The 26,427-nt window shown below is 38.9% G+C and carries 14 protein-coding genes and 2 CRISPR repeat arrays; of the genes, 6 read left to right on the top strand and 8 right to left on the bottom strand.

Annotated elements, in window-relative coordinates; translation table 11 throughout:
- Positions 1 to 46: 46 nt before the first annotated feature.
- Complete coding sequence (locus HCR01_RS10330; protein ID WP_193196233.1) at positions 47 to 2,503, top strand: ATP-dependent Clp protease ATP-binding subunit; 2,457 nt, start codon at positions 47 to 49, stop codon at positions 2,501 to 2,503.
- A gap of 973 nt (positions 2,504 to 3,476) precedes the next feature.
- Here the strand turns inward: HCR01_RS10330 and HCR01_RS10325 are convergent.
- The 6 genes from HCR01_RS10325 to HCR01_RS10300 all read right to left on the bottom strand — a co-directional run bounded on the left by HCR01_RS10325 (position 3,477) and on the right by HCR01_RS10300 (position 16,566).
- On the bottom strand, positions 3,477 to 4,577 hold the full coding sequence (locus HCR01_RS10325) for an AI-2E family transporter (protein WP_193196119.1): 1,101 nt from the start codon (positions 4,575 to 4,577) through the stop codon (positions 3,477 to 3,479).
- A gap of 102 nt (positions 4,578 to 4,679) precedes the next feature.
- On the bottom strand, positions 4,680 to 6,113 hold the full coding sequence (locus HCR01_RS10320; protein ID WP_193196118.1) for a bifunctional orotidine-5'-phosphate decarboxylase/orotate phosphoribosyltransferase: 1,434 nt from the start codon (positions 6,111 to 6,113) through the stop codon (positions 4,680 to 4,682).
- A 23-nt stretch (positions 6,114 to 6,136) separates the two neighbouring features.
- Positions 6,137 to 6,736, bottom strand: coding sequence for a cytochrome b/b6 domain-containing protein (locus HCR01_RS10315; protein WP_193196117.1), 600 nt, complete (start codon positions 6,734 to 6,736; stop codon positions 6,137 to 6,139).
- 419 nt (positions 6,737 to 7,155) lie between these two features.
- A CRISPR array of direct repeats spans positions 7,156 to 8,702; the repeat unit is 37 nt; unit sequence GTTTCAATCCCTAATAGGGATTTTAGTTAATTGAAAT.
- Between the two features lie 94 nt (positions 8,703 to 8,796).
- Positions 8,797 to 14,265: direct repeats of the CRISPR family, unit length 37 nt; unit sequence GTTTCAATCCCTAATAGGGATTTTAGTTAATTGAAAT.
- Positions 14,266 to 14,614: 349 nt separating this feature from the next.
- The gene (locus tag HCR01_RS10310) at positions 14,615 to 15,430 is read right to left on the bottom strand and encodes a DUF1838 domain-containing protein (RefSeq protein ID WP_193196116.1); all 816 of its coding nucleotides are present in this window, start codon (positions 15,428 to 15,430) and stop codon (positions 14,615 to 14,617) included.
- Positions 15,431 to 15,585: 155 nt separating this feature from the next.
- Positions 15,586 to 16,242 (bottom strand): tRNA (adenosine(37)-N6)-threonylcarbamoyltransferase complex dimerization subunit type 1 TsaB, encoded by a 657-nt coding sequence (gene tsaB / locus HCR01_RS10305; RefSeq protein WP_193196115.1) that lies wholly within the window; start codon positions 16,240 to 16,242, stop codon positions 15,586 to 15,588.
- A 75-nt stretch (positions 16,243 to 16,317) separates the two neighbouring features.
- Positions 16,318 to 16,566 (bottom strand): Ycf34 family protein, encoded by a 249-nt coding sequence (locus HCR01_RS10300; RefSeq protein ID WP_162394043.1) that lies wholly within the window; start codon positions 16,564 to 16,566, stop codon positions 16,318 to 16,320.
- Positions 16,567 to 16,651: 85 nt separating this feature from the next.
- Here HCR01_RS10300 and HCR01_RS10295 point away from each other — a divergent pair, with 85 nt between their 5' ends.
- The 4 genes from HCR01_RS10295 to HCR01_RS10280 all read left to right on the top strand — a co-directional run bounded on the left by HCR01_RS10295 (position 16,652) and on the right by HCR01_RS10280 (position 20,202).
- Entirely contained in the window at positions 16,652 to 17,929 is a 1,278-nt protein-coding gene (locus HCR01_RS10295) for a CCA tRNA nucleotidyltransferase (RefSeq protein ID WP_193196114.1), read from the top strand.
- Positions 17,930 to 17,967: 38 nt separating this feature from the next.
- Positions 17,968 to 18,588 carry a hypothetical protein gene (locus HCR01_RS10290; RefSeq protein WP_193196113.1) on the top strand — a complete coding sequence of 207 codons (621 nt, stop codon included), beginning with the start codon at positions 17,968 to 17,970 and terminating at the stop codon, positions 18,586 to 18,588.
- Between the two features lie 508 nt (positions 18,589 to 19,096).
- Positions 19,097 to 19,843 (top strand): L,D-transpeptidase, encoded by a 747-nt coding sequence (locus tag HCR01_RS10285; protein ID WP_193196112.1) that lies wholly within the window; start codon positions 19,097 to 19,099, stop codon positions 19,841 to 19,843.
- 29 nt (positions 19,844 to 19,872) lie between these two features.
- Entirely contained in the window at positions 19,873 to 20,202 is a 330-nt protein-coding gene (locus HCR01_RS10280; RefSeq protein ID WP_226889240.1) for an SH3 domain-containing protein, read from the top strand.
- A gap of 166 nt (positions 20,203 to 20,368) precedes the next feature.
- On the opposite strand, the gene bchH is transcribed toward HCR01_RS10280, so the two are convergent.
- A complete protein-coding gene (gene bchH, locus HCR01_RS10275; RefSeq protein ID WP_193196111.1) occupies positions 20,369 to 24,115 on the bottom strand; it encodes a magnesium chelatase subunit H in 3,747 nt (1,248 codons plus the stop codon).
- Between the two features lie 643 nt (positions 24,116 to 24,758).
- Between bchH and HCR01_RS10270 the strand changes: the two genes are divergently transcribed.
- Complete coding sequence (locus tag HCR01_RS10270) at positions 24,759 to 25,700, top strand: N-acetylmuramoyl-L-alanine amidase (RefSeq protein WP_191760486.1); 942 nt, start codon at positions 24,759 to 24,761, stop codon at positions 25,698 to 25,700.
- 178 nt (positions 25,701 to 25,878) lie between these two features.
- Here HCR01_RS10270 and HCR01_RS10265 read toward each other — a convergent pair whose 3' ends face one another.
- Positions 25,879 to 26,406: a hypothetical protein gene (locus HCR01_RS10265; RefSeq protein WP_193196110.1), complete on the bottom strand. Its 528-nt coding sequence runs from the start codon at positions 26,404 to 26,406 to the stop codon at positions 25,879 to 25,881.
- Between the last annotated feature and the right edge of the window lie 21 nt (positions 26,407 to 26,427).

Genomic DNA, 26,427 nt, shown 5'->3' with positions numbered 1-26,427 from the left:
TTTTATCTCACCCAAAGTCCAAGCAGCAAGGGAGCAAGAACCCGCTATGTTTGAACACTTCACTTCCGAAGCTATTAGAGTAATTATGCTCGCTCAGGAGGAGGCACGTCGCCTAGGACACAACTTTGTAGGAACTGAGCAAATTCTCCTGGGTTTGATGGGAGAAGGAACCGGGGTTGCTGCTAAAGTGCTGACCGAATTGGGCGTGACACTAAAAGACGCACGTCGCGAGGTAGAAAAAATAATTGGTAGGGGTTCTGGCTTTGTACCGCCAGAAATTCCTTTTACCCCCAAGGTGAAAAGCCTCTTTGAGCAATCGTTTAAAGAAGCTCATAGTCTGGGACAAAATTACATTAATACCGAACACCTACTCTTGGGATTGACCGAGGCTGGTGAAGGTGTCGCCGCTAAAGTACTGCAAAATCTAGGGGTTGACCTCAAGAGTGTCCGTAGTGCTGTAGTTCGCCGTTTGGGTGATAATACCTCTGTGTTCGCTGGTGGTAGCGGTGGTCAAAAGCGTACCCAAACACTAACTATGGAAGAGTTTGGTAGAAATCTTACTAAACTAGCGCAAGAAGGCAGGCTTGACCCGGTAGTTGGTCGCCAAAAAGAAATTGAGCGTGCTATCCAAATTCTGGGGCGTCGTACCAAGAATAACCCAGTGTTGATTGGGGAACCAGGAGTTGGTAAAACTGCGATCGCTGAAGGTCTAGCTCAACGTATTGTAAATCAGGATGTACCTGAAACTTTACAAGACAAGCAAGTCATTAGCCTCGACATGGGGTCGCTAGTTGCAGGCACTCGCTTCCGAGGCGATTTTGAAGAACGCATCAAAAAAGTCGTAGAAGAAGTCCGTACTGTAGGCAACATTATTCTGGTAATTGACGAAATCCACACGCTAGTTGGTGCTGGTGGCACAGAAGGTGGCTTGGATGCAGCCAATATCCTCAAACCCGCCTTAGCACGGGGTGAACTCCAGTGCATCGGCGCAACTACCCTTGATGAGTATCGTCAGCATATCGAGCGCGATGCCGCCTTAGAACGTCGTTTCCAACCGATTATGGTAGGAGAACCTTCAGTAGAAGAAACTATTGAGATTCTTTATGGTTTGCGCCAAGCTTACGAGCAACACCACAAAGTGACAATTTCTGATGCAGCAATTGTAGCAGCAGCGCAGTTGTCAGACCGTTATATTAGCGATCGCTTTTTGCCTGATAAAGCAATTGACTTGATTGATGAAGCTGGTTCTCGTGTTCGTTTGCGGAACTCTCAGATTTCCACTAATAAAGAACTCAAGCTTGAACTGACTGGTGTCACTAAAGCCAAAGAAGCAGCCGTCCGAGTCCAAGATTTTGACAAAGCTGGACAACTGCGCGACCAGGAATTGGAACTCACAACACAATTACAGGCAACATCATCACAAGACAATAAGCCTGCCAATTCTACCATCGTTGATGAAGAAGACATCGCCCAAATCGTTGCCTCGTGGACTGGCGTACCAGTTAACAAGCTGACTGAATCAGAGTCAGAATTGTTATTACACCTGGAAGACACTCTTCACCAACGGCTAATCGGTCAAGAACAAGCAGTCTCGGCTGTATCTCGTGGTATCCGTCGCGCCAGAGTCGGACTAAAAAGCCCTAATCGTCCCATCGCTAGCTTTATCTTTTCTGGCCCTACTGGAGTCGGCAAAACAGAACTAGCGAAGGCATTAGCAGCTTACTTCTTCGGTTCGGAAGACTCGATGATTCGCTTGGATATGTCCGAGTATATGGAAAGCCATACCGTCTCCAAGCTAATTGGTTCGCCACCTGGTTATGTCGGATACGATGAAGGTGGACAACTTACTGAAGCTGTGCGGCGTAAACCTTACACGGTACTGCTATTCGACGAAATCGAAAAAGCTCACCCCGATGTATTCAATATGCTGCTGCAAATATTGGATGACGGACACCTCACCGATGCCAAAGGTCGGAAAGTAGACTTCAAGAATACACTAATCATCTTGACTTCTAATATCGGTTCTAAGGTAATTGAAAAAGGTGGTAGTAGTTTAGGCTTTGACTTCGACAATCAACCCGAAGCTAGTTACAACCGCATCCGCACTCTGGTAAACGAAGAGTTGAAAGCTTACTTCCGTCCTGAGTTCCTCAACCGTGTTGATGAGATTATCGTCTTCACCCAGCTTTCTAAGGATGAAGTCAAGCAAATCGCTGATATTATGCTCCGCGATGTTTCTACTCGCTTGACTGAAAAGGGAATTACCCTAGAAGTAACGGAACGCTTCAAAGAGCTTGTGGTACAAGAAGGCTATAACCCAAGCTATGGTGCTAGACCATTGCGTCGGGCAATTATGCGCCTTTTAGAAGATTCTCTTGCCGAAGCGTTGCTGTCTAGTCAAATCACAGATGGAGATACAGCCATTGTTGATGTTGACGATGACGGTCAAGTGAGAGTCCAAAAATCAGAAAAACGAGAATTGCTATTAGCAAATGTTGGCTAAGATGCATACCTTTTATACCTGATCACCTTTTGCTGTAATATTTGATCAACACTCCAACCTCTTGCCTAGAGCAGAGGTTTAGACGGGGGCATCTCCGGCAAACATAAAGTGAAATGGTATTAATTCTCACCCCTAGTAGAAATGCTGGGGGTTTTTTTATGCAATTCCTTTTTAGTGGGCAATACTCACTTAATGACAGCTGCTTATAATGAATTTAGGATATGGCAGCAATATGATTGAAAATCAAAACTTCCATATAGTTAAAGATACTGTCAAAACTGATGACAGAGAATGATTAACCTTGGGTACTGCTGCCAAAGCAAAGAGTTACCGAGTCCTTATTAATGAAGCAGGGTAAATTCTGCTAGACCCAGTTGTAAACATTCCAGAAAGGGAACTTTGGATATGGCAAAATTCTGTAGCTCATACCTCCTTAAAAGTTGGTATGAAACAGGCAAGTTCTGATGAACTTCACGACTTAGGCTCGTTTACCCAGTATGCGGATTTAGAAATTGATGACTAGTGTGTCTCCACCACACAAAGAGGACACCAGGACACTAGCCCTAGACACTGATCTCAACATATAATCCTTGTTACGAGGTTAATCTGCAATACTGAGTAATAGTGAATTTTAAGATAATATTTTCAACTGAGGCTAGTAGAGCACTAGCTAAGCTACAACAAACTGACTCTAAAAAGTACCAAAAAGTTTTAAAAACGTTAGGTTTAATGGAAATAAACCTACGACACCCTAGTTTGAATACTCACAAATATGAATCTTTATCAGGGCCCAATGGATAAGAGATTTTTGAAGCCTATGTAGAAAACAAAACACCTGCGGCTTTTCGAGTTTTTTGGTATTACGGATTTGAACAAGGAGTTTATAACTATCCTGACAATTACACCCCATCCTTAATGATACCGTTGCAACTTACCTTTAGCGGCAGAGATGGCGTCTCATTTTATCCACAACTCATTGTGATATTGGTTTCTCTGCCAATAATTCTGATGTCGCTTCACTCTCAGTTACATTTTCAGAATAACCAGATTTAGCAAAACCATCTGCCGCATCTTTGATAAAACCAGCTACAGGAACCGCAATTAGCAAGCCTAATACTCCTCCAACATTAGTTCCTGCTAGCAAGGCAATTAATACCCAAATTGGTCTTATCCCTGTAAATTTGCCCAAAAGCCGTGGTGCGATCGCCTGATCAATTAATTGGTCGATTATAATAGCTACTGCAAAAACCTTGACTGCTAGCCAAAAGTTGTGTGAGGCTATGATTAAAGTTATTACAACAAGACTTACAACATCACCAAAGGGAATTAAGCTCAAAAGCCCAACTCCAAACCCAAAGAGTAAACCAAACTGGACTTGAAAAGCTAAAAACATTAATGTTTCTGAAACTCCCATCAGCAAAGCCAAAGTTCCTTGGCCAATCAAATAATTTTGAAAGTTTTGCTGAATAGATTGGCTAACTCGCCCAGCAAAAGTTCCAGGTAATTTTTTAAATAACCCCTCCCAAAGTCTTGGGCCATCTAATAAAAGATAAAAAGTCAGCACTACTGTAATTAATGCTTCAGATATACTATCAATAGTATCTATAATAATGCCTAAAAGTTTATCAGAAAGGTACTCTAATTCATCAGGTAAACCATCCGTAACTCGTGTTAAGATCTGACTGAAATTGACCTTTAACTTATGACTAAAAGCCCAATCATTTAATCTCTGAAGTTTTTCTTCACTAGAATCAATCCATTGGGGGAGTAGTTTAGCCATTTCATGAAATTGCTCTAAAACGATGGGTACTAAAGTAATACCCAAAGCAATTAAAATAACTAAGGCTAATATAAAAACTAAAGATACCGCATAGTTACGTTGAACTCCCCGCTGCTGGAGAACCGAAACAGGGTAATTTAAAATAAAGGCAAATAAAGTAGCTAAAATAAGAATTGTTACCAGGGGTTGGAAATTTTGAAACAGCCGAAACGCCAGCCAACCATTGAGAAAAACTAAAGGAAATAGCAGTGTTAAAATTAACCATTTAAGTAGTTGTTTGAGAGAAAAAATCATAAATTTGTTCAAAATTCAAAATTATTCTGATGCCCAAGGACTGCTTGGGCATTAAAGATGACTAGTGTTAGGAGTGATACAATGTAATAGGCGATCGCTACTCTAACTTTCGTTAAAAGCTAACAATTGCTCATCATTTATTCTTCCTGCTTGATATAGAGTTGTGGTAATTTCCGAAATAGTTAAAACCGCATGACTGCAATAACCATTATTTTGTAACCTGTCTCTTACCCCTTGTTCATGATCGATAAATACCACAATATCGTTAACATTTAATCCCGCTGATTTTAACTTTTCTGCCCCTTCCATGACACTTTTGCCGCTGATGAGAATGTCATCAACCACCACAACCGTTTCACCAGGCTGAAAGTTCCCCTCAATTACTCTGCGAGTTCCGTGTGCTTTCACCTCTTTACGAGGAAAAATCATCGGACAGTGAAGGCGCAAGGCTAAACCAGTAGCAGTTGGCAAAGAACCGTAGGGAATACCTGCTACTCTATCAAAATTGAGATTTTTCAAAATATCTTCATAAGCAGTGATAACTTGACTAAAAACTTGGGGATTAGAAATGATTTTGCGTAAGTCGATATAATAAGGAAATATGGCTCCTGATGCTTGGACAAATTTGCCAAACATAATGCAGCCAATATCATAAAGTTGTAAAATCAAATCCTGTTGAGGATGCTGATTTAAAAAACAAACATTAGGCAACCATACAGAACACGTAGAATTTTCCTGAATAATTTCAGCTTTTATTTGGTTAATTTCTGCACGTAAAGACTGGATTTGCTCAGATAAATGTGTGTTTCCCAACATATCTTGAGGAACCGGAATCAGCAAGCCATCACCACTAGCATTCAAGCCTGCTTCTAAAATTTGCTTTAGGTTTCCGCCCTCAGCCCAGATGCTACGCGCCATGATAATTCTCTCAGGAGCAACTCCCCGAATCAGCGCCAAAACTTCAGGATTTGTAGTTCCCACTTCTAAACCTAATTGTTCTGGAGTTCCCCAGGTTTTTGATTCTTTTACCACTTGCAAATAAAGCGGTAATTGGTTCGGAGGATATTGTTGTAAAGCTTCTGCTCCTGGATTAGAAGTACAACATAAAATAAACACTGCTTTATCAGGATATACCAAAAAAGGTACTACATGATCTTGTCCAGTATAAGGACTGAGAGTGATTGCATCGACATGCCATTCTGCAAACACAGCACGAGCAAAAATGCTGCTGGTATTTAAGTCACTGTGTTTAGCATCCAAAATAATTGGGATGTGGGCTGGAATAGCTACTAAAGTTTTATGCAGTAGTTCTAAACCTGGAATACCCAACGCTTCATAAAAGCCAAGTGTCGGTTTATAAGCACAAACAAAATCAGCAGTCTCAGCGATAATGAATTGCAACCACTTCCATAACCCAGCGATAATATCTTGAGATTCATAACGGCTAGGCATCATCTCTGGATTTGGATCAAGTCCTACAAATAGTAAGCTTTGATTTTGTGAGATATTACCATTCAATTTATCAAAAAAGTTCATTTTTAGAGTGTGATTTAAAAAGTTTACCAAAACATTGATTCCGTAAGTTGGGAACCTCCGGCTTTACGTCCTAATAAAGAGTGAATTATTACAAAGAGGATAAACATTGGTACTGATGCAAAGTGAACAATACGCAGTGCTTGCCAACTGCCAAACATATCCACAATCCAAGGAAATTGAGCAGGTTTATACATTCCTATTCCTGTAAATAACGCCAGTAATAAGATAGGAATAATGGCTGTATAGACAATACGATGCCAAGCATAAAATAAACGGTGGGAATTTTGAGTTTTTTGTAATGCTTTGAAGTCATTGACTCCTACAAATCGATGTCGCCAACGTCGGGTAATTAAAACATAAATTCCATACCATAAGAGATTGAGCGAGAATAACCACATTGCTGCAAAATGCCAGTGTCTACCTCCCGCAAGCCAACCTCCTAATGTAAATATTGGAGGAACGTGTAAACCTGCACGTCCACCAAAAACAGGGTTGGCGTTGTAAATTTGTAGTCCACTTGTCACCATGAGCGACAGGCTAATGATGTTACACGAGTGGAAAATCTTGGCTCCTATCGCTTGGATTGGTAACTTCCGAGTTTTAGCGGGAACGGTTGAAGTCATAAATATTAATAAATTTTCTGTTTATCTGTCTTAAGCAAATAACCCAGCAAGTTTGGGAATGAGTATTGCTCATCCTTATTTTCCCACCCTATGATTCAGTTGAAGCTAAAAACTTATGTCGCACATGGGTGCGATGGGCTACACTCTGCAGGAGGCGATCGCATCTCTTTTGTACATAACTTAAAATATATAATCAAGCACTATCGGCTTTGAGAAATTCAAGTTGGCAATCCATCTCTACTTTGTTGGAAGGCTTTATACGCATGTTCTCAAGTCTGGATGGGTATAAATTGACTGTATTACTGCTAAGGGTTGCAGTATGAATTTAATCTCACGCAGAGGCGCAAAGACGCAAAGATAAGAGTTTTCAACACTCGATTTGGAATAAGAAAAGAAATTGGCTCTACCGCTGATTACATGTTTTTATCCCTAATAGGGATTTTAGTTAATTGAAATATGCCAAAAAATTAAGAAGAGGCATAACCTTGTTGTTTCAATCCCTAATAGGGATTTTAGTTAATTGAAATTTTTGGCAGCATAGAGCCACAGCACTTTGTAGAGATTAAATGTTTCAATCCCTAATAGGGATTTTATTTAATTGAAATATATTCTAACTGGCTGTTAGACGATAATGGCAAGCTGTTTCAATCCCTAATAGGAATTTTAGTTAATTGAAATCCAACTGTTAAGCCGACTAGCGTTGATTTAGCCTCGTTTCAATCCCTAATAGGGATTTTAGTTAATTGAAATGGATATCCGAGCGCTGACCACTGCCACGGCTACTCAAAGTTTCAATCCCTAATAGGGATTTTAGTTAATTGAAATTCATCTATTTTGGGCTATATGAGCATTCACAAGTCAAGTTTCAATCCCTAATAGGGATTTTAGTTAATTGAAATGATATTGAATTTCTTACTCATGTGAAGAAGGTTATAGGTTTCAATCCCTAATAGGGATTTTAGTTAATTGAAATGTTCCCACAAGTCCCCGCGTCATTGGGCAAAGGTTTCAATCCCTAATAGGGATTTTAGTTAATTGAAATCTGATGTATGATTTCAGGAGTTCTTGGTGCTTGGTTTCAATCCCTAATAGGGATTTTAGTTAATTGAAATTATGTTGGAAATGCCTTCTAATAGCGAAGTTTGGGTTTCAATCCCTAATAGGGATTTTAGTTAATTGAAATCAAAAACCCTTGCTTTACAAACTTACGCAACTGGTTTCAATCCCTAATAGGGATTTTAGTTAATTGAAATACCTCCAGTCTTGAGTTTTTCGTACTCTACACGTGTTTCAATCCCTAATAGGGATTTTAGTTAATTGAAATCAAAAATCGAATGAGTTAATGACTTTGTTGCTGCTGTTTCAATCCCTAATAGGGATTTTAGTTAATTGAAATTTTACATTTAGTAATTGAAGCTATTAAAAAACTAGTTTCAATCCCTAATAGGGATTTTAGTTAATTGAAATTCTAAAGATACTATTACCACCAGCAGTTTCTCCAAGGTTTCAATCCCTAATAGGGATTTTAGTTAATTGAAATTCTACAAGAACTTAGACTCCGACGCCATAGATGTTTCAATCCCTAATAGGGATTTTAGTTAATTGAAATTCAAACTCATGTGCCTAATGTACATATCTGGATGTTTCAATCCCTAATAGGGATTTTAGTTAATTGAAATCTCGTCGGAAGGTTCAACTTCACCAGTAATAAGTTTCAATCCCTAATAGGGATTTTAGTTAATTGAAATACCTGGAAGAGACATTTACCTACTCCAATCGACTAGTTTCAATCCCTAATAGGGATTTTAGTTAATTGAAATTACACCAACCGCCGCAACAGTTCCCGCCGCTTTTAAAAGTTTCAATCCCTAATAGGGATTTTAGTTAATTGAAATCGTGAAGAATTATTAAAACAGTATCCTCTGTTCTGTTTCAATCCCTAATAGGGATTTTAGTTAATTGAAATACAAAGTAGCTAATTATGCAACTGCGGTATTACTTGGTTTCAATCCCTAATAGGGATTTTAGTTAATTGAAATTGGACTTGGTGATGGACTTGGTGTTTCAATCCCTAATAGGGATTTTAGTTAATTGAAATATCACAGATTAACTCTAGTTTCTGCCCTAGCAGGTGGTAACGTTTCAATCCCTAATAGGGATTTTAGTTAATTGAAATACAAGGACTTGAGGTTTTAGCTCGTGAAATGAGAGGTTTCAATCCCTAATAGGGATTTTAGTTAATTGAAATCTTACCGGGGAAAGGCTGTTACCTATACTATTTGTTTCAATCCCTAATAGGGATTTTAGTTAATTGAAATTGCATGAGATATTCAACTTATCAAGAAGCTTTAATAGGTTTCAATCCCTAATAGGGATTTTAGTTAATTGAAATCCTGTTGCTGCTTGGGATACCCCCATAGGGGTAGCGATCGCTGTTTCAATCCCTAATAGGGATTTTAGTTAATTGAAATTATCGAGCGCACCATCTAGCTTTACCAGATAAAGACGTTTCAATCCCTAATAGGGATTTTAGTTAATTGAAATGTCAGGGCGATGATCAGTACCAGCAATAATCAAAGTTTCAATCCCTAATAGGGATTTTAGTTAATTGAAATTTCAACTTTTTCAGTATCATCCATTTCGGAAAATTTGTTTCAATCCCTAATAGGGATTTTAGTTAATTGAAATTCGTTCTTGCAATTGGGAACAAGCAAATAAAAGCGTTTCAATCCCTAATAGGGATTTTAGTTAATTGAAATTTGCCATGCACAACCGCTTATTGTACTTGATAGTGGTTTCAATCCCTAATAGGGATTTTAGTTAATTGAAATTTAATACGTTTGGTACTGTTTATGTGTGCTTCGATGTTTCAATCCCTAATAGGGATTTTAGTTAATTGAAATTAAAAGCTTACGAACTTCCATGATTTAGTCTCCTTGTTTCAATCCCTAATAGGGATTTTAGTTAATTGAAATTATGCCCGATTATTTTAATTCGGGCATTTGAGTTAGTTTCAATCCCTAATAGGGATTTTAGTTAATTGAAATGGGACTATTAATTTATATAAATTTTTGAATAAGCGTTTCAATCCCTAATAGGGATTTTAGTTAATTGAAATTTTGTTTGCCCACCAAGTCGAGGAATATTGCTTGCGTGTTTCAATCCCTAATAGGGATTTTAGTTAATTGAAATGATAGGTTACGCGGATGGCGTATTGCTGCTCATTGGTTTCAATCCCTAATAGGGATTTTAGTTAATTGAAATTTGAGACATTGAATATCTTCACAGCCTTCGCGGCTAGTTTCAATCCCTAATAGGGATTTTAGTTAATTGAAATTTGCCATCACCATCTGATTGCCTATCTTCAAAAGCTGTTTCAATCCCTAATAGGGATTTTAGTTAATTGAAATATTCTAGCAACATCATAAACATCCAATATAGCTTGTTTCAATCCCTAATAGGGATTTTAGTTAATTGAAATTTGGAACACTGATGCAGGAGTGTTAAGCGATCGCTTTCAAGGTTTCAATCCCTAATAGGGATTTTAGTTAATTGAAATGCAACAGTGGAGGCGCAACAGAAAATGCAAGTGTTTCAATCCCTAATAGGGATTTTAGTTAATTGAAATCTTAGTGTTCTGGGTTTACCTGGTGTTTTCTTCGGCGCAACAGAAAATGCAAGTGTTTCAATCCCTAATAGGGATTTTAGTTAATTGAAATATGTGTTGCGAGTGGCGCTAAGTAACTGTGAGTAAGGTTTCAATCCCTAATAGGGATTTTAGTTAATTGAAATTCCACCAAATGCTTTCGCGCTATCAATATCACGAGCGTTTCAATCCCTAATAGGGATTTTAGTTAATTGAAATCATTGAATTCCGGCAAGCAAAAGTCAATCACTTTGTTTCAATCCCTAATAGGGATTTTAGTTAATTGAAATCTAATGCTGATTGGGCACAAATAGAAGGACTTTCTGTTTCAATCCCTAATAGGGATTTTAGTTAATTGAAATCTTTACTGCTTTTGGTGCAAATTATAGACAAGGCGTTTCAATCCCTAATAGGGATTTTAGTTAATTGAAATGGTAGTCTCCTTTGGCGTAGTCTATGTCTAGCACTGTTTCAATCCCTAATAGGGATTTTAGTTAATTGAAATCAAAACAAGGACATAAACCATGAGATTTCAAGTAAAGTTTCAATCCCTAATAGGGATTTTAGTTAATTGAAATGATCCAAACCTTGCTTCTTCGATTCTGACTTTTTGTTTCAATCCCTAATAGGGATTTTAGTTAATTGAAATATATTAAACAACGAAGTATTAGTTGCAATTATTAGTTGTTTCAATCCCTAATAGGGATTTTAGTTAATTGAAATTATGGTTCTGTCCAAAATACGTAACGATATGGTTTGTTTCAATCCCTAATAGGGATTTTAGTTAATTGAAATTCACCTCAGCTTTGGCAATGCGTCCAGAAGATGCGTTTCAATCCCTAATAGGGATTTTAGTTAATTGAAATAGCAGAAGTTAAATCAATAGTGCGCGATGAATTTAGTTTCAATCCCTAATAGGGATTTTAGTTAATTGAAATCTTGCACAATGAAGGATGGCGATACAGCAAGCATGTTTCAATCCCTAATAGGGATTTTAGTTAATTGAAATACTACACCAGCCACAGCGGCGGATTTACCAGAAAGTTTCAATCCCTAATAGGGATTTTAGTTAATTGAAATAAAGCAATCCAAGTATTCTACTAACATCAGCTGCGTTTCAATCCCTAATAGGGATTTTAGTTAATTGAAATCTGAGGCATAGAAAGACCTGCCAGCGCTGAGTGAGTTTCAATCCCTAATAGGGATTTTAGTTAATTGAAATAAAAAAGTCATTCCATATATCTTTTGCTTCCTGTTCTGTTTCAATCCCTAATAGGGATTTTAGTTAATTGAAATGTAACCGAGCAAGTTTGGGAGTTAGCTGATTTGTTTCAATCCCTAATAGGGATTTTAGTTAATTGAAATGGGTAGATTCCATAGAAAGGAAAATACCTTTAGCGTTTCAATCCCTAATAGGGATTTTAGTTAATTGAAATCTTGTTTACAATTACACCCCAGGTACTGAGTATTGTTTCAATCCCTAATAGGGATTTTAGTTAATTGAAATATGTCTGCGTAGTCTTGTATGTCTGCATCAGGATGTTTCAATCCCTAATAGGGATTTTAGTTAATTGAAATCAGTTGCAGCCGGCCGCATGGATCCTAGGTATTCCGTTGTTGTTTCAATCCCTAATAGGGATTTTAGTTAATTGAAATTCTGCCAGCCACCGCCTTCTTGTCGCAGTATCTCGGTTTCAATCCCTAATAGGGATTTTAGTTAATTGAAATTTTTCTGCTGCCATAAGTCACCCCATCCTTAAATGTTTCAATCCCTAATAGGGATTTTAGTTAATTGAAATCGTCCATTAGTTAGGCTCCGTCACATCGCCAAAGGTTTCAATCCCTAATAGGGATTTTAGTTAATTGAAATATGCTGCTGAAAGAACTACTGATACTCTTTCCAAAGTTTCAATCCCTAATAGGGATTTTAGTTAATTGAAATCTTGCACCATGAAGGATGGCGATACTAGCACGATGTTTCAATCCCTAATAGGGATTTTAGTTAATTGAAATTTCTGGGCCGGTGTACTGCCAAAGAATTATTGAGTTTCAATCCCTAATAGGGATTTTAGTTAATTGAAATATGATCAAGGGAGTTGAAGCCGATGATCCAGCTAAGTTTCAATCCCTAATAGGGATTTTAGTTAATTGAAATTCACACCACTCAAAAATCTGGGCATTCCGAATTAACGTTTCAATCCCTAATAGGGATTTTAGTTAATTGAAATTTTCTATGGCTTACATAAGTAGTATTGCTGTAATTGTTTCAATCCCTAATAGGGATTTTAGTTAATTGAAATGTATCCTGCAAATCTCCATATTGATTCCGAGGGGTTTCAATCCCTAATAGGGATTTTAGTTAATTGAAATTCGCCCAATACCCTAGCTCCGTTGCTGAAGATTGGCGACGTTTCAATCCCTAATAGGGATTTTAGTTAATTGAAATCTTTGGAGCTAGCAAACATCGCTCCTTCATTCAAGTTTCAATCCCTAATAGGGATTTTAGTTAATTGAAATTCTATAGCAAGTACTGGAATGTTCATCAGTGGCGGAGTTTCAATCCCTAATAGGGATTTTAGTTAATTGAAATCGCCACAATTATAGCCCTTGCAAAAATTCGATTTGTTTCAATCCCTAATAGGGATTTTAGTTAATTGAAATTATTAAATCAATCTAATCAGGGATTCTGTGGTAAGTTTCAATCCCTAATAGGGATTTTAGTTAATTGAAATCTTTTACGACCGTAATACCAAATTCTTCATGAGTTTCAATCCCTAATAGGGATTTTAGTTAATTGAAATAGTTGTTGGCAATCAGTGTATTGTTGGCGTAAATGTTTCAATCCCTAATAGGGATTTTAGTTAATTGAAATAAGTAAGCTCAAAGCTAACTTGTTAGTGTTTGTTGTTTCAATCCCTAATAGGGATTTTAGTTAATTGAAATCCTTAAAAGTCAACGCCAAATCTATAGATGTTCAGGTTTCAATCCCTAATAGGGATTTTAGTTAATTGAAATGGTATTGCACTATTGCATTTTTGCTGTTTTAATAAGTTTCAATCCCTAATAGGGATTTTAGTTAATTGAAATAATAGCTATCAAGCCCAAAAATTGAATGAGTTAATGTTTCAATCCCTAATAGGGATTTTAGTTAATTGAAATGGTAGTAGTTGGGATAGAGAACTAAGAATTTTTGTTTCAATCCCTAATAGGGATTTTAGTTAATTGAAATACTAAGCCTGCCAGTACGGGTAACGCATTGATTGTAAGGTTTCAATCCCTAATAGGGATTTTAGTTAATTGAAATTCGTCAGACTCATAGCGCATGGCTAGACTTACGTTTTGTTTCAATCCCTAATAGGGATTTTAGTTAATTGAAATCTTGCAGGATTCCGTCAACGGTAATGGTGGTGTCTTGGTTTCAATCCCTAATAGGGATTTTAGTTAATTGAAATTGTATTTATATGTAGTTAGTTTAAAGAGTTGTATAAAGTTTCAATCCCTAATAGGGATTTTAGTTAATTGAAATCACTACCCCAATGTTTACTCAGCGATCGCTTGCTGTTTCAATCCCTAATAGGGATTTTAGTTAATTGAAATTGTACGTGGTGATTCTTCAACGTACTTGTTTATAAAAGTTTCAATCCCTAATAGGGATTTTAGTTAATTGAAATATGATTACGGCAAAGGAAGAATTACCACTAACTAAGTTTCAATCCCTAATAGGGATTTTAGTTAATTGAAATTTCTTGATATTGTTCATTGACCATATCAATATAGGTTTCAATCCCTAATAGGGATTTTAGTTAATTGAAATTTAATTGCTGGATTTTTTATCAATATGAGCTTGTTTCAATCCCTAATAGGGATTTTAGTTAATTGAAATCACCGGGATCTGAAAGCCTTGTTTTATTTGGTTTTCAAGGTTCTGTTGCGCGAATGGGGAAATCATAACATAAGCAGTTGTAATTTGACTAGATGCAAATGGCTAAAAGTCAGTCCTGATAAGGTGCGCGAATGATTTGAAAGTGTTATTGTCCTCAACTTATCGTATATAGAGAGATTCAGCCATTTTTTCAATCACCTCTTGAGCAACACCTACCCATCCGCGCACTGGTAACGATTGCAACTATTATAGCGATCGCCTACTACCTTGACTGAAGTATAAGCGATCGCAACTTGGAGAAATTCCCACATCTCTCCAGCCAAGAGTTAAATGTTGATTTTAAGCTAATTTACTCCTCCTCTGGTTGTGGAAGCGGGAAGGTTTCACCAGCCAAATAAGCCTGAAAGTGCTTTTGAAAGTACAACCAGGATGTCATATCTTCCCCTTCTACAAATGCTTTTGGGGCTTGTTTATATAAAGGAATGCGGGTATTTATTTCGTCTTGCAACAGTTGGGGTAATTCTGTTAAACCGCTAACTTTGCTTCCAAAAGCACTGTAGATCAGATTACCAGGGCGATCGCCCATTTTCATCCAAGGAAGCCATTGACCAATTCTATCCCAACTCAGCTGAAGTTGAGAAACGGAGGGGAGTGCTGAGTTAAATAAATCTGCGGTTGGCACGGTAAGTTTAAACAATTCCGCTGCCTGATAAATTGGATATGGAGTGTATTCGGCAAATTTGCGATCATCTGCCAGAGGATTGGGGTAAGTAGGAAATAAATCAAACACAAAGGTTGTGTTGTCTCCTTCTACTTGCGCTGGAAACTTGCCCTGAAATTTACCTTGCACAGGATTATTAGCAACATGGAGTACTGATACTGTCTCACCTGTCCAAGGATTCTCCCATTTGGGCAAAATCTCATCTGTTTCTGGGTTTAGGTAATAAGTTAGTTCCCTAGAGGTAAAATCCCAGCTACCTTCTTGTGTGGGAATACACCTGCTAACGCTCAACCCCAGTATTTTAAACAGGAGTTGTCTCTTCTCGCCGGGAATAAATGCGTAAATTTTCCCTTTCCAGGTTAAGAAAGTGGATTGGGAGGGATCGAGGGAAGAACGAGTTTTTACCCAGTGCTGGGCTTCAAGTTCTTGAGTTTGAGCAACCATCTATAGCATCCTTATTATTGGAATAAAAAAACAATACCTTAATATTTAAGATGTCATGTTGAGCGGAGCGAAACATCTTTAATAGAAAACCGATGTAAAGGCAGTTGACAAGCATGAGTTCAAAATATTCTGCCAAATGCAATTATGCTCTCTTCTCACATGTCTACCGGATGTTGCCCATAATACGGTAAAGCCTCTGACCAATGAGGACGTTTACCTTGTTGCCAATCAAGATAAGCTAGTTCTAGGATACTTGTCGCCGTTCCTGCTAACCCAGATTTTGCTTCAATTAGCTGATAACTGGTATTCCAGTTAGCTAAAGTTTCCTGCCATGCTTCTGGTGTGAATACTGTATCTGGCAATAAGGCTATTAGTCCGCAATTATCTGGTGTCAGTTGATAAATAGCTGCAAAAATTTTACCCCTTTGTGCTGGCATTTCCACAGCAAAAGTTTTGGTATTTTGATTTGTGCTTGCTTCTGACCAAGCTACCGCAGCTAAAGTGGAAATCACAAACACAGGTATATCTAACTGTTGTCCCAAAGTTCGGGCAGTGACAACACCAATGCGAGTTCCAGTAAAGCCACCCGGCCCTTTTGCTACTGCAATAAACGCCAAATCTGTCCAAGTTTGCGGTTTGATAAACTCAATTAAATATTGATGTATATGACTGGATAAATCTCGCCCCAAATTCCAAATATTAAAGCGGGTTTCGCCTGCAAAATTACTAATTACTAAACCCAATTCGGGAGTAGTGGTGTGCAGTGCTAAAGCGTATTTTGTTGTTTCGAGATGTTCTAGGTCAGTTGTCAAAGTAAATGTAAATATCTATTTTTATAAGGTTCAGATTCCCTACTTCTTAAAGAAGTAGGGAATCTTGTTTTGTTTTCACGTTGGTACTAATTCACCTGGACGCAATTTCGACCACTTACCCATTTCCCGCTTAAAGCTGAGACAACCAACAACATCCCACTCCATTTCAATGAAATCGTCTTTGGTACGGATGTTAACATTGATAGAAGGTTCATTCGGATCAAAATCTGGGGTTTCGGTCAAATGGGGCTGTTGGTGCTGTGTTTCTACGGCATTGTAGGTTGCACAGCGGTCTACATAGTGGCAATTCACGCAAATACACATAATAGAACCAACTCCAGAGCCTTTATTGTTAATCTAGCTTAAGTCAAACTGTTATTCATTAACTGCTGGGTTGATTTTTATTACAATGCATCCTTCAGTCCCTTCTACCTTAGCTTCTGAAAATTGGCCTTTTAGCCTGGAATGGTTGCCAAAACCCGCTTACATGGTAGGTGGTGCTGTGCGGGATGCGATTCTCGGCAGAAGTCGTGAATATCTGGACTTAGATTTTGTTATACCATCTGATGCGGTAAAAGTAGCAAGAGCGATCGCTCGTCATTATAAAGCTGGTTTTGTCCTGCTCGACCCAAAACGACGAATTGCTCGTGTGGTGTTTCCTCACGCTACGGCTGATTTTGCCCAACAGGAAGGAGTTAGCTTAGAAACTGACTTGCATAGAAGAGATTTTACAGTAAATGCGATCGCCTATAATCCCCATACGCAAGAAATTATCGACCCTCTGCAAGGCTATGCCGATTTACAACAGGCTACTTTGCGAATGGTATCACCTGCGAACTTAGAAGACGACCCTTTGCGATTAATGCGAGCCTATCGCCAAGCCGCTCAACTGGGTTTTACCATTGAGCCAGCTACCCAAGCTACAATTCGCTCATTGGCATCACACATCAGCAAAGTGGCTACCGAACGAGTTAGGGTAGAAATCGGCTATCTGCTAGCAAATTCTCAGGGTACTCCTTGGATAACCAGTGCTTGGGAAGATGGTTTACTTGCTCCTTTCTTCAAAAACGCCACCCGTGAAAGCTTGATTAAACTAGCAGCGGTTGATAAAGCAGCGAATTTACTTGCTCAAAACTGGCAACAATTAGGGGTGGAACTGCAAGAGTCTGTACGCGATACCATTAAAACTACTTGGTTAGGTATTGCCAAACTTGCTTGTCTTGTCAACCCAAATCCAGAAGCAGCAGAATTGGAGCTACAGGAACTAACTTATAGCCGTGCGGAAATTCGAGGTGTAACTACATCTTTGAGATTGTTTCCGCAACTCAAAGTAAGTAACATGCCTTTGCGAGAACAGTATTTTTTGTTCCGGGACGCAGATATAATGTTTCCTGCTACAGCAGTGCTAGCTGTAGCACTTGATAATTTGGTAGAGGTGATGTCCGGCGACAAGCTACTACACACTTACGCGCCGTTGCTCAACCGCTACCTTAACCCTGATGATCTGGTCGCTCATCCCATCCCCTTAGTGAGTGGGAAGGAGTTGATTATAGCATTAGATATTCCGGCTTCACCAACAATAGGCAAATTGTTAGCAGAGATTAGCGTAGCACAAGCTGAGGGAAAAGTGGCTACTGTGGAGGATGCGATCGCATTTGCACGTCAGATACTTGAGAGTCTAGAGTAGTTTTAGGGGAAGCGCATAACTCACCAGGTACATAAAAGATGGTACACAGCTTCATACTCCCACAAGAAACAATTGCCAGCATTCAAGAGCGGTTAGAAATACTTGAGGGATGCTTGAATGATGCCGACTCTCAAGATGAAGCAATGGCGGAGATAATTGAGTTGGTAAATAGTAGACAAATATCTCTTAATCAGCTTAGAGAGGAAATAATAAAGCTTCAGCACAAGCTGAATAGGTTTACTAAGCTTAGAGAGGGTTTGAATGAAAAAGTAAAGCAAGGTGAATTAGCAGTTTTGCTTAGTGTTAGATGCAATTTTACGCTCAAAGAGATTGTAGATGAGTACTGGTACTTTTTTTTGAATAAAGATGGTAGACAAATCTTCAAAGAACTGACTTTAGGTTTTGTAGATGTATATAGACAACTCAAGAGTGAAGCTAACTTTCAAAGTTCCCAAAAGGACGAAATATACGTTTTTATAGAATCTCTCAAACATCAAATACAATCACTAATTAGAGCTAGTTTACGAATCAACGCATTATCTGAAAAAGAAATTGATGCCCTGGAATTAGAAGATATCACCCCTCAAGAATCGGAAACTGTGCTAACTTCTTTGGCATCTACGAAAAAATGGGATCAGGTGTATAGAAAACTTGCATAATCCTAAATTCGTTAAAAAAGAAGATGTTATACGTATACATAGTGAGCTTATAAGTGAATATGGCGGTTCACTTGGTATACATGATGAAGGCTTACTAGATTCTGCTATTTACTAATCAATGGCAAAGGCGAAAGCTATAACATTTAGTTTTATTCGTTATAAGTATTTTTAAGTACTGAATTGATTTGTAATGGTTCAAAGTAGCGAGTGAAAGGCTCACTACCACTTTTGGCAAGGTCAAGTTGATAGCAGCTACCCTTATAAGGACTGATTGCAGCTATGTCACAACTTAGCTTTCAGCCTATTGTTATAGATTTGCCAAAATTGTCTTAGCTACTATTACCTAAATTTATCATTGTGTTATCTAAAGTTGAGAAATATAAAAACTTTCTCCAAGATACTAACTTTTACGTAATTAGCACATAGTAAAAAAATCCGTGTCATTTCCCATGTCTAGCCAGGGAAATTAAGTTTAAAGTCGGAGAAATTAGAAAAATTAAAAGTTTGAATGCAGATTCGATTAGCCTTAATATTTTTCAGTTGCGTAGTATTTATAGGCTGTGTTGCTAATGCTGAATTCAAATCACCGCAGAAATTAATTGCACTACAGTCCAGCAGAAATATAAAGCAAAGCACAGAAAAGTTAACAATAGGTAAGAACAAATGGAGTGAGATTAATGTTCTGATAAATTCTAATTCTGGTGCAGACAATAACGATCCTTTATCTATAGAATCATCCTTCAAAAAGGCGTGGAGTGTTGATAATGACGAGTCAAACAAAGGTAACTTTCAATCTCAAAAAATTTCAACTGTACCAATCAGGTCAAATACTTACATGACTCTAATGCCAAAGGGAGTTCTCAATGCACTAGATAACCCAATTTATGAGCTTCGCCTCTACGCTAACGGTGAATTGAAGGGTTTGTATAACACTGTTTCTGGGCGAAGATATACCCAAAATAGAGACCGTGATAGTTCTGGAACGGAAGCACCCTTACCAAATGGAAAATACAAAGTTGCAAGAACGTATATTCGCGGCACTATCCCAGAAGCTGGTGACCGTTTCCTTCCCATACAACCGCTGTTCCAGACTGGTCGCACAGCTTTAGGTATTCACTATGACCCGTCTTTTGAAAAGAACAACGGTGAGGACGGGACATCCGGATGTATTGGACTAACTAATAAACAGGATTTAAATCGAGTATTGGAATATGTTCGCACTCACCAGCCCCAATATCTCGAAGTCCGCATTTAATAATTCGTTCATTAAAAAAGGAGTATTACATGTTTAAAATTATCATGACTGGTGTATTTATTCTAACTGCTGCTCTACCAGTAAATGCAGAAGTTGGCCCAGGACTTGGTAACACTGACAGCGTTGCATCTCGTTCACAATCTTATGCTCAAGTTTGTACTAATGACGGTACTGGTCGCCTTTCTATGCGTAATGGACCCGGTCGCAACTTCCGGAAGGTGAAAGAAATTCCTAATGGAGATGTAGTGGTTTTAACTGGGGGTAAGTATAGTCAAGATGGTTATTGGTGGTGGAATGTCTCTCATAGAGGAGGACGTGGTTGGGTTCGCGCTGATTATGTTTGTGACGACCCTCAGTAATTTATAAGGCTAATGATAAAGATTTGCTCAATCAAATAAACTTGGCACAAACTTTTGTAGGTTTTGTTATGGAAGGCAATAGAACTAGGGGTGAAACTAGTAGCCATGGCTTCTAACTTTATTGCCTATTTAATAAAATTATCTTACCTTATAATCCTTGAAAAGGTTAGTTAATTATTACACCCTCAAGTTCCTCATCTGTCAACTCATACAACTGGCGCAACTTATCCAACTTATCAGCATCAGTTTGCCAGAAACCTCGTCCATGCGCCTCTAACATTCTCCCTAAAATATTGCGAAAAGCTTCAGGATTTGCCTTGCGTAATTTCTCTGCCATCTCTGCATCTAAAGCATAAGTATCAGCCGCTTGGTCATATACCCAATCATCGGTAAAATCAGCAGTACCAGCCCAACCAATCAACGCCGTCATCCGTTGAGAAATTTCAAACGCACCACCGGAACCTTGATTCGCCATTGCTTGGGCCCATTTGGGATTTACTAACTTGGTGCGATACTCCATACGGAGTAAATCATCTAAATTCCGGGGTGTCGTATCTTTCGAGAAACTTTCTACAAAACTAGTAGTAACTTTTTTACCGCGTTGTTTTTCTGCTGCCTTTTTCAAACCGCCCGTATTAGCATAATATTCTTGAATATCGGTTAAACCGTATTCTACCGAATCGATTTCTTGAACAATGCGATCGCTTGTTTTTAACAAAGTATTCAACACCTCTGGTCTAGCTTGACCTTTATCTTGTCTTCCATAGCTAAACACATTGCGACTTTGCCAAGTATTGCCTAACTCCTCGCCAGATTCCCAGTTACCATCCACCACCCTATCATTTACTAAAGAACCAAAATCACCAGCAGGGTTAGAAAACAATCTCGCCGATACATTTTCCACACCTTGTGCTTTTAAAGCCAAAGCATGTTTTCTAATAAAATTCTGGTCTTCTGGTTCGTCAGCATCAGCTGCTCGTTGAAACAAATCATCCAACAATTCAATGATATTTACAAAACTATCCCGGAAAATTCCTGATAAATTTCCCAATATATCAATGCGAGGATGTCCAACTTCCGCCAACGGTTTTAATTGATAACGAACAATTCTTCCAGTTCCTTCCTTAACAGGTTCAGCCCCCGCCAACTCCAACAGAATACCCAGAGATTCACCCTTAGTTTTAATCGCATCCAATCCCCACAACATCACCGCCACCGTTTCGGGATATGTCCCATGTTCATCCAAATGCTGAGCAATAATTTTTTGAGCAATTTCTTTTCCCCGTTCATACGCCGCAGGTGAAGGCATACGATAAGGATCTAAAGCATGAATATTCCTACCAGTTGGCAACACCCCAGCCCCATCCCGCAACAAATCACCACCTGGTGCAGGAGGAATAAACTCCCCATTCAATCCTCGCAACAGATTAGTTAATTCATCCGTAGTTTGCATCAACAAATCTGTAATTTGCCTTTCCTCCTCTTCTCCGTGTTCTCCCTTCGGGTTCGCAGTCGCCTGCGGAGGGAAACCCTCCCGCAGCGCTGTCTCACCGTGCCTCTGCGGTTCGTCTCCAAAATAAGCCTCCAAATACGACGTCATATCTTCCTCATTCGGCGCTTCACCCAACGTATGCAACCCAGAAGAAAACAGACGATTTTCTAACACTTGCAAATATTCGTATAACTTCACTAGATAATCATCAAAAGCATGAGCGCTAAACATCCGAATATTTTCTGGAGTAAAAGGAATACCCAACCTTTTAGCATCCTCAAACGGACAATCTGCATCCAAACCAGTATCTACAATCTTTTTACAAATCGCTTCCTTAAGGACATAATTTTTTTGTGGGTCTTCTCGATACTCCGAAATCAAATCCCGCAACGCTACCAATTCTTTATACAAACCAGCACGACCATAAGGCGGGACATTATGCGAAATTAACACCCCATAACCGCGACGTTTTGCCAAAATTGACTCAGAAGGATTATTCGCCGCATATATATATAGATTAGGCAAATCTCCTAACAAAATATCCGACCAAGAATAACCCGTATTTCCCAAAGGAGAACCAGGCAACCATTCCACTGTGCCGTGCATTCCAAAGTGAACTATAGCATCAGCTTGAAATTCATTTTGCAGCCATTTATAGTAAGCTGCATATTGAGGATGAGGGGTTAAATCTCGTTCAAACATTAAGCGCATGGGGTCGCCTTGTATCCCCAAAGGTGGTTGTACACCTATCCACACATTCCCTAACTGCACACCGCCAATCTGGAATTCATTGCCATAAGTTTTAATACCTGTTCCCGTCAAAGATTTCCATTGTTTTTCAATGCGGGAGGATTGCAGATATCCCAGCCATTTTTCTAATGTGCGGACGTTGACGCTATTGTTCGGTAGAGACGTTGCATGCAACGTCTCTACACTGGTTGGGTGTGATTCATCTGCCTCTTTTACCCAGCGAATCAACTCTTCTCCGTCATCTGGCAAATCTCTGACAGTGTAACCTTGGTCTTTGAGTGCGTGAAGAAATTTCAGGAGACTGCGCGGGACATTTAATAATGCAGCTGTGCCTACAGCGCCGTAACCTGGAGGAAACCCATACAAAATAATCGCAATTTTACGTTCCGATACAGGTTTTTGCCGCAATGCAACCCAGCTTTTGACCCTACCAATTAATCGCTGTACCCGTTCAGGAACCAGATAAATATTTTCACCCACTAAACCGCCAAGGGGAACAGTGTCAATTGCGCCATCCAATTCTGGCAAAGCATACAACACTACACTTTGCAATCCGCCAATACCTTGGCGCGTCCATGAGTGAATATCTTGAATTAGCAGGGGTGCAGCAACTATGTAAGGCACATTCTTGGCGGTGAGGATACGCTTTGCTACTTCTATCTGGCGTCCTGCTTCCATTGAACCAGCCGGGCCACCCACTAGAGGAAAGCCAATTGTTGAAACAACAGCATCTACTCTAACTGCTTCATTAGAAAGTGAAGGCGTTTCAATATTACCGAGTTGCCGTTGTTGAATTTCGTAATCGGTTGTCATCCAATCTCTTACCGCTACATGACCTTCCACACCGTTAATAAAGATGGGTAAAGGAGTTAACCCAGCTTCCTCAAAACGACGAATCATTTGGGGAATATAAGGTTGTTTGGTGATAACGTGTTTGCGGTAGAGTAAGATGCCGACGACGGGTTGTGTAGAGACGTTGCATGCAACGTCTCTACAGGAGGTTTGATACCATTCTAGGTATACTTGCGGTGATTCAAAAAATCCTGGATAGTCGGGATGGAGTAATCCCATGTTCGGGGTTTCGATGGGTGGGGGAATATCACCGACTTTTAAATCTAAGTATTTTTCTGCTAGTGTCCAGAATAATGAGGCTACGTTTTCTGAACCGCCAGCATTCCAGTAACCATAAATAATTAGCCAGTTGCGTAAGTCTTGGACTTTTTGCACTGGTACATATTTGAGGAGTTTAGGGCCGACTTTTAAGAAGCTGATATAACCAGCAAGTTTGTCTTCTTCTCGTCCGTTGCTAAATTTGTCGAGGATGAATTTAACTGGTTTGGGCATTCCTTTGGGTTTATCGCCAATGGCAAAAGCACCCAGCTTGGTTAAACTCATCAATTCCAAGGCTGACTCGAACACGAGGCGGATGGGAATCTGGGGAATGCGATCGCGCAGCCACAAAACCTGATCATAATCAAATAGCAAGCTGCCGAAAAATACATCAGCCCCATCAAGTGCTGCTTCCACCTCCAGGCGCTTAGTGATAATATCGCGATCGCTAAACACCCGAATATCCAACTCTAGACAGCGAGAGTTAGCCAAAAAAGCTGCTTTCCTGTACAAGTCAGCGTTGAACGATTCAAATCCAGCAATCAAGACGATGCGTTTCATGCCCGTAAGCCAAGAAATATTTCTTCACTTAGATTTTAAACATGCTTTCAGGCTGATTGTTAAATATCTACCTACAGATTCAGGCCAGCCGCTCCTTTTCATCAGGCTCCTCTCGTATCCAGCCCAGTGATTTAGATAGTTGCGTATTAAATATTGCCCAGTACTTAGTTACCCTTTTTGATTATAGGTAGCTAGGCGTAAATAAATTAAAGTTTGTAATGGGGACTTTAGTCCTGATAATCCTTGTTTTGAGCGATGAATCGCTCACTACGAACTAGGATTTTATTTTATGTTAATTATACCTACCTATTTTTACGAAGAGTTATTATCTGAAGAATAATTGCGATCGCTGCATTTCCAGTTATAGAAAAATAATTAGATGCTTTAGAATGCTGATAAATATTGCTAATTTTGCTTTTCTGTTACAATAGTTACTTGAAAAATCAAACTTTATCATAGTAAAACCAATAATTAGTTTTACTTATATTGAGATTTTATATATTAAAATAATAATGAGTCATACAATACGCTAATTACCTATTACCAATTGCGAAAAAATACTCCCACAAAATGATTAATAGAAATTTTTATTAAGAGCCTAAAAAGGTTTTAACTATTCTGACAATATCTTAAGGAGAAAAAAATGAGATTTGGAATTGATATCGGGCATAATTGTCCACCAGATACAGGAGCTAGAGGAATCAAAGTTGAAGATAATTTAACTTTAGATGTAGGCAATAGAGTTATAGCAAAGTTAAAAGCTTTAGGGCATGAAGTAATAGCATGTAAACCAGATGGTGCTGGTAGCGTACGCGATTCTCTTTCAAAAAGATGTGCTAGAGCTAATGCTAGTAATGTAGGCATTTTTGTGTCGATTCATTTTAACGCTTTCAACGGGCAAGCTAATGGCACAGAAGTATTTGCGACTAGCGAGAGGGGTAGGAAAATCGCTAAACCCGTATTAGATGAAATCATCAAGTTGGGATTTTTTAATCGCGGTGTTAAGAGCGGTTCCCACTTGTATGTTCTGAGAAATACAGATATGCCAGCGATTCTAGTAGAAGGTTGCTTTATCGATTCGGCAAAAGATATGAATCTTTTTAACGCCGAAGCAATGGCCAATGCGATCGTCAAAGGCTTAACTGGACAAGTACCAAGTACACCTGTTAATCCCGTACCAGATGATGAGCAGAATGCAGATACCACTGTTCTCAGACTGCAAAAAGCCTTAAATAGACTAAAAATAACTGATAAAAATGGTAAGACATTAGTAGAAGATAATTCAATTGGGCCCAGCACACAATCTGCTGTACAAAAATTTCAGATTATTGCCGGGATTCAATCAACGGGAAATGCTGATCAAACTACATGGAATGCAATAAATCTGATTTTAGCGAAAAGAATCGTCAGACCTAACCACGCTGGCGGCCCAGTTGTCAGATACTTGCAACACCGTTTAGGTATTGAAGTAGATGGTGTATATGGCCCCCAAACAGAAGCGTCAATTAAGCAATTTCAAAAGCAAAATGGTTTAGTTGCTGATGGAATTGTGGGCGCAATAACTTGGCAGAAGTTTATTGGTTAGTGATTAGTTACTAGTTATTAGTTGTTATTAATTGAGAATAACAACTAATAAAAATTAAATAATTGTAGGCTTGAAAACGAGCCTCCTCATTTTTGAAGACCCTTAGCTAACCCGTGAAGGCTCTGGATGGCATTGGTTACTTCTGCTTCCTACCTTGCCTAAAAGGGTAACTTCAAGTTTATCCCGGAACTTCCAGGGGTTCTAAGACTGTCCAGACCGCCTTAGTCTTCTTACCAGATACTTGCCACCGCATACCATCTAGTTCTACCCAACCTTGCTCTTGAGCTTGGGATACCAGCTTGTTGTAGTCTCCATCACTCATAGCATACCGCTCCATCAGATCTACTCGGCTCAACTGAGTCGGCTTAGGGGCTATCTCTTGTTCATCTTTGGTTGACTGGTCTGCCTTAATAGTCGCTGAGGAATCTAAATCCTGATCTTGATATTTAGTATCATCAGCACTTTTAAAACTATCCTGAGCTACTTCCTTTAAGGTACTTTGCTTGTCTTTTAGTATCTCTGTTAGGCTGGCTATTGTTTCCTGTTGGGATTTGATGATCTCTACTAAGGCGCTTGGTGGTGTACTCTCAGTCAGTATCTTAGAAACTATGTATTCCTGCTGAGTTGACGCAGAAGCAACCACTTGTGCCTTAAATTGAGCTAGCTGTTTATCATTTAAGAGAAACTTCACTTGATTCTTAGACATAACTCTTAAATATCTTTAGTA

Source organism: Nostoc sp. MG11 (genome assembly GCF_014904695.1).
GTDB lineage: Bacteria > Cyanobacteriota > Cyanobacteriia > Cyanobacteriales > Nostocaceae > Komarekiella.
This window is presented reverse-complemented; position numbering and strand designations above follow the sequence as displayed.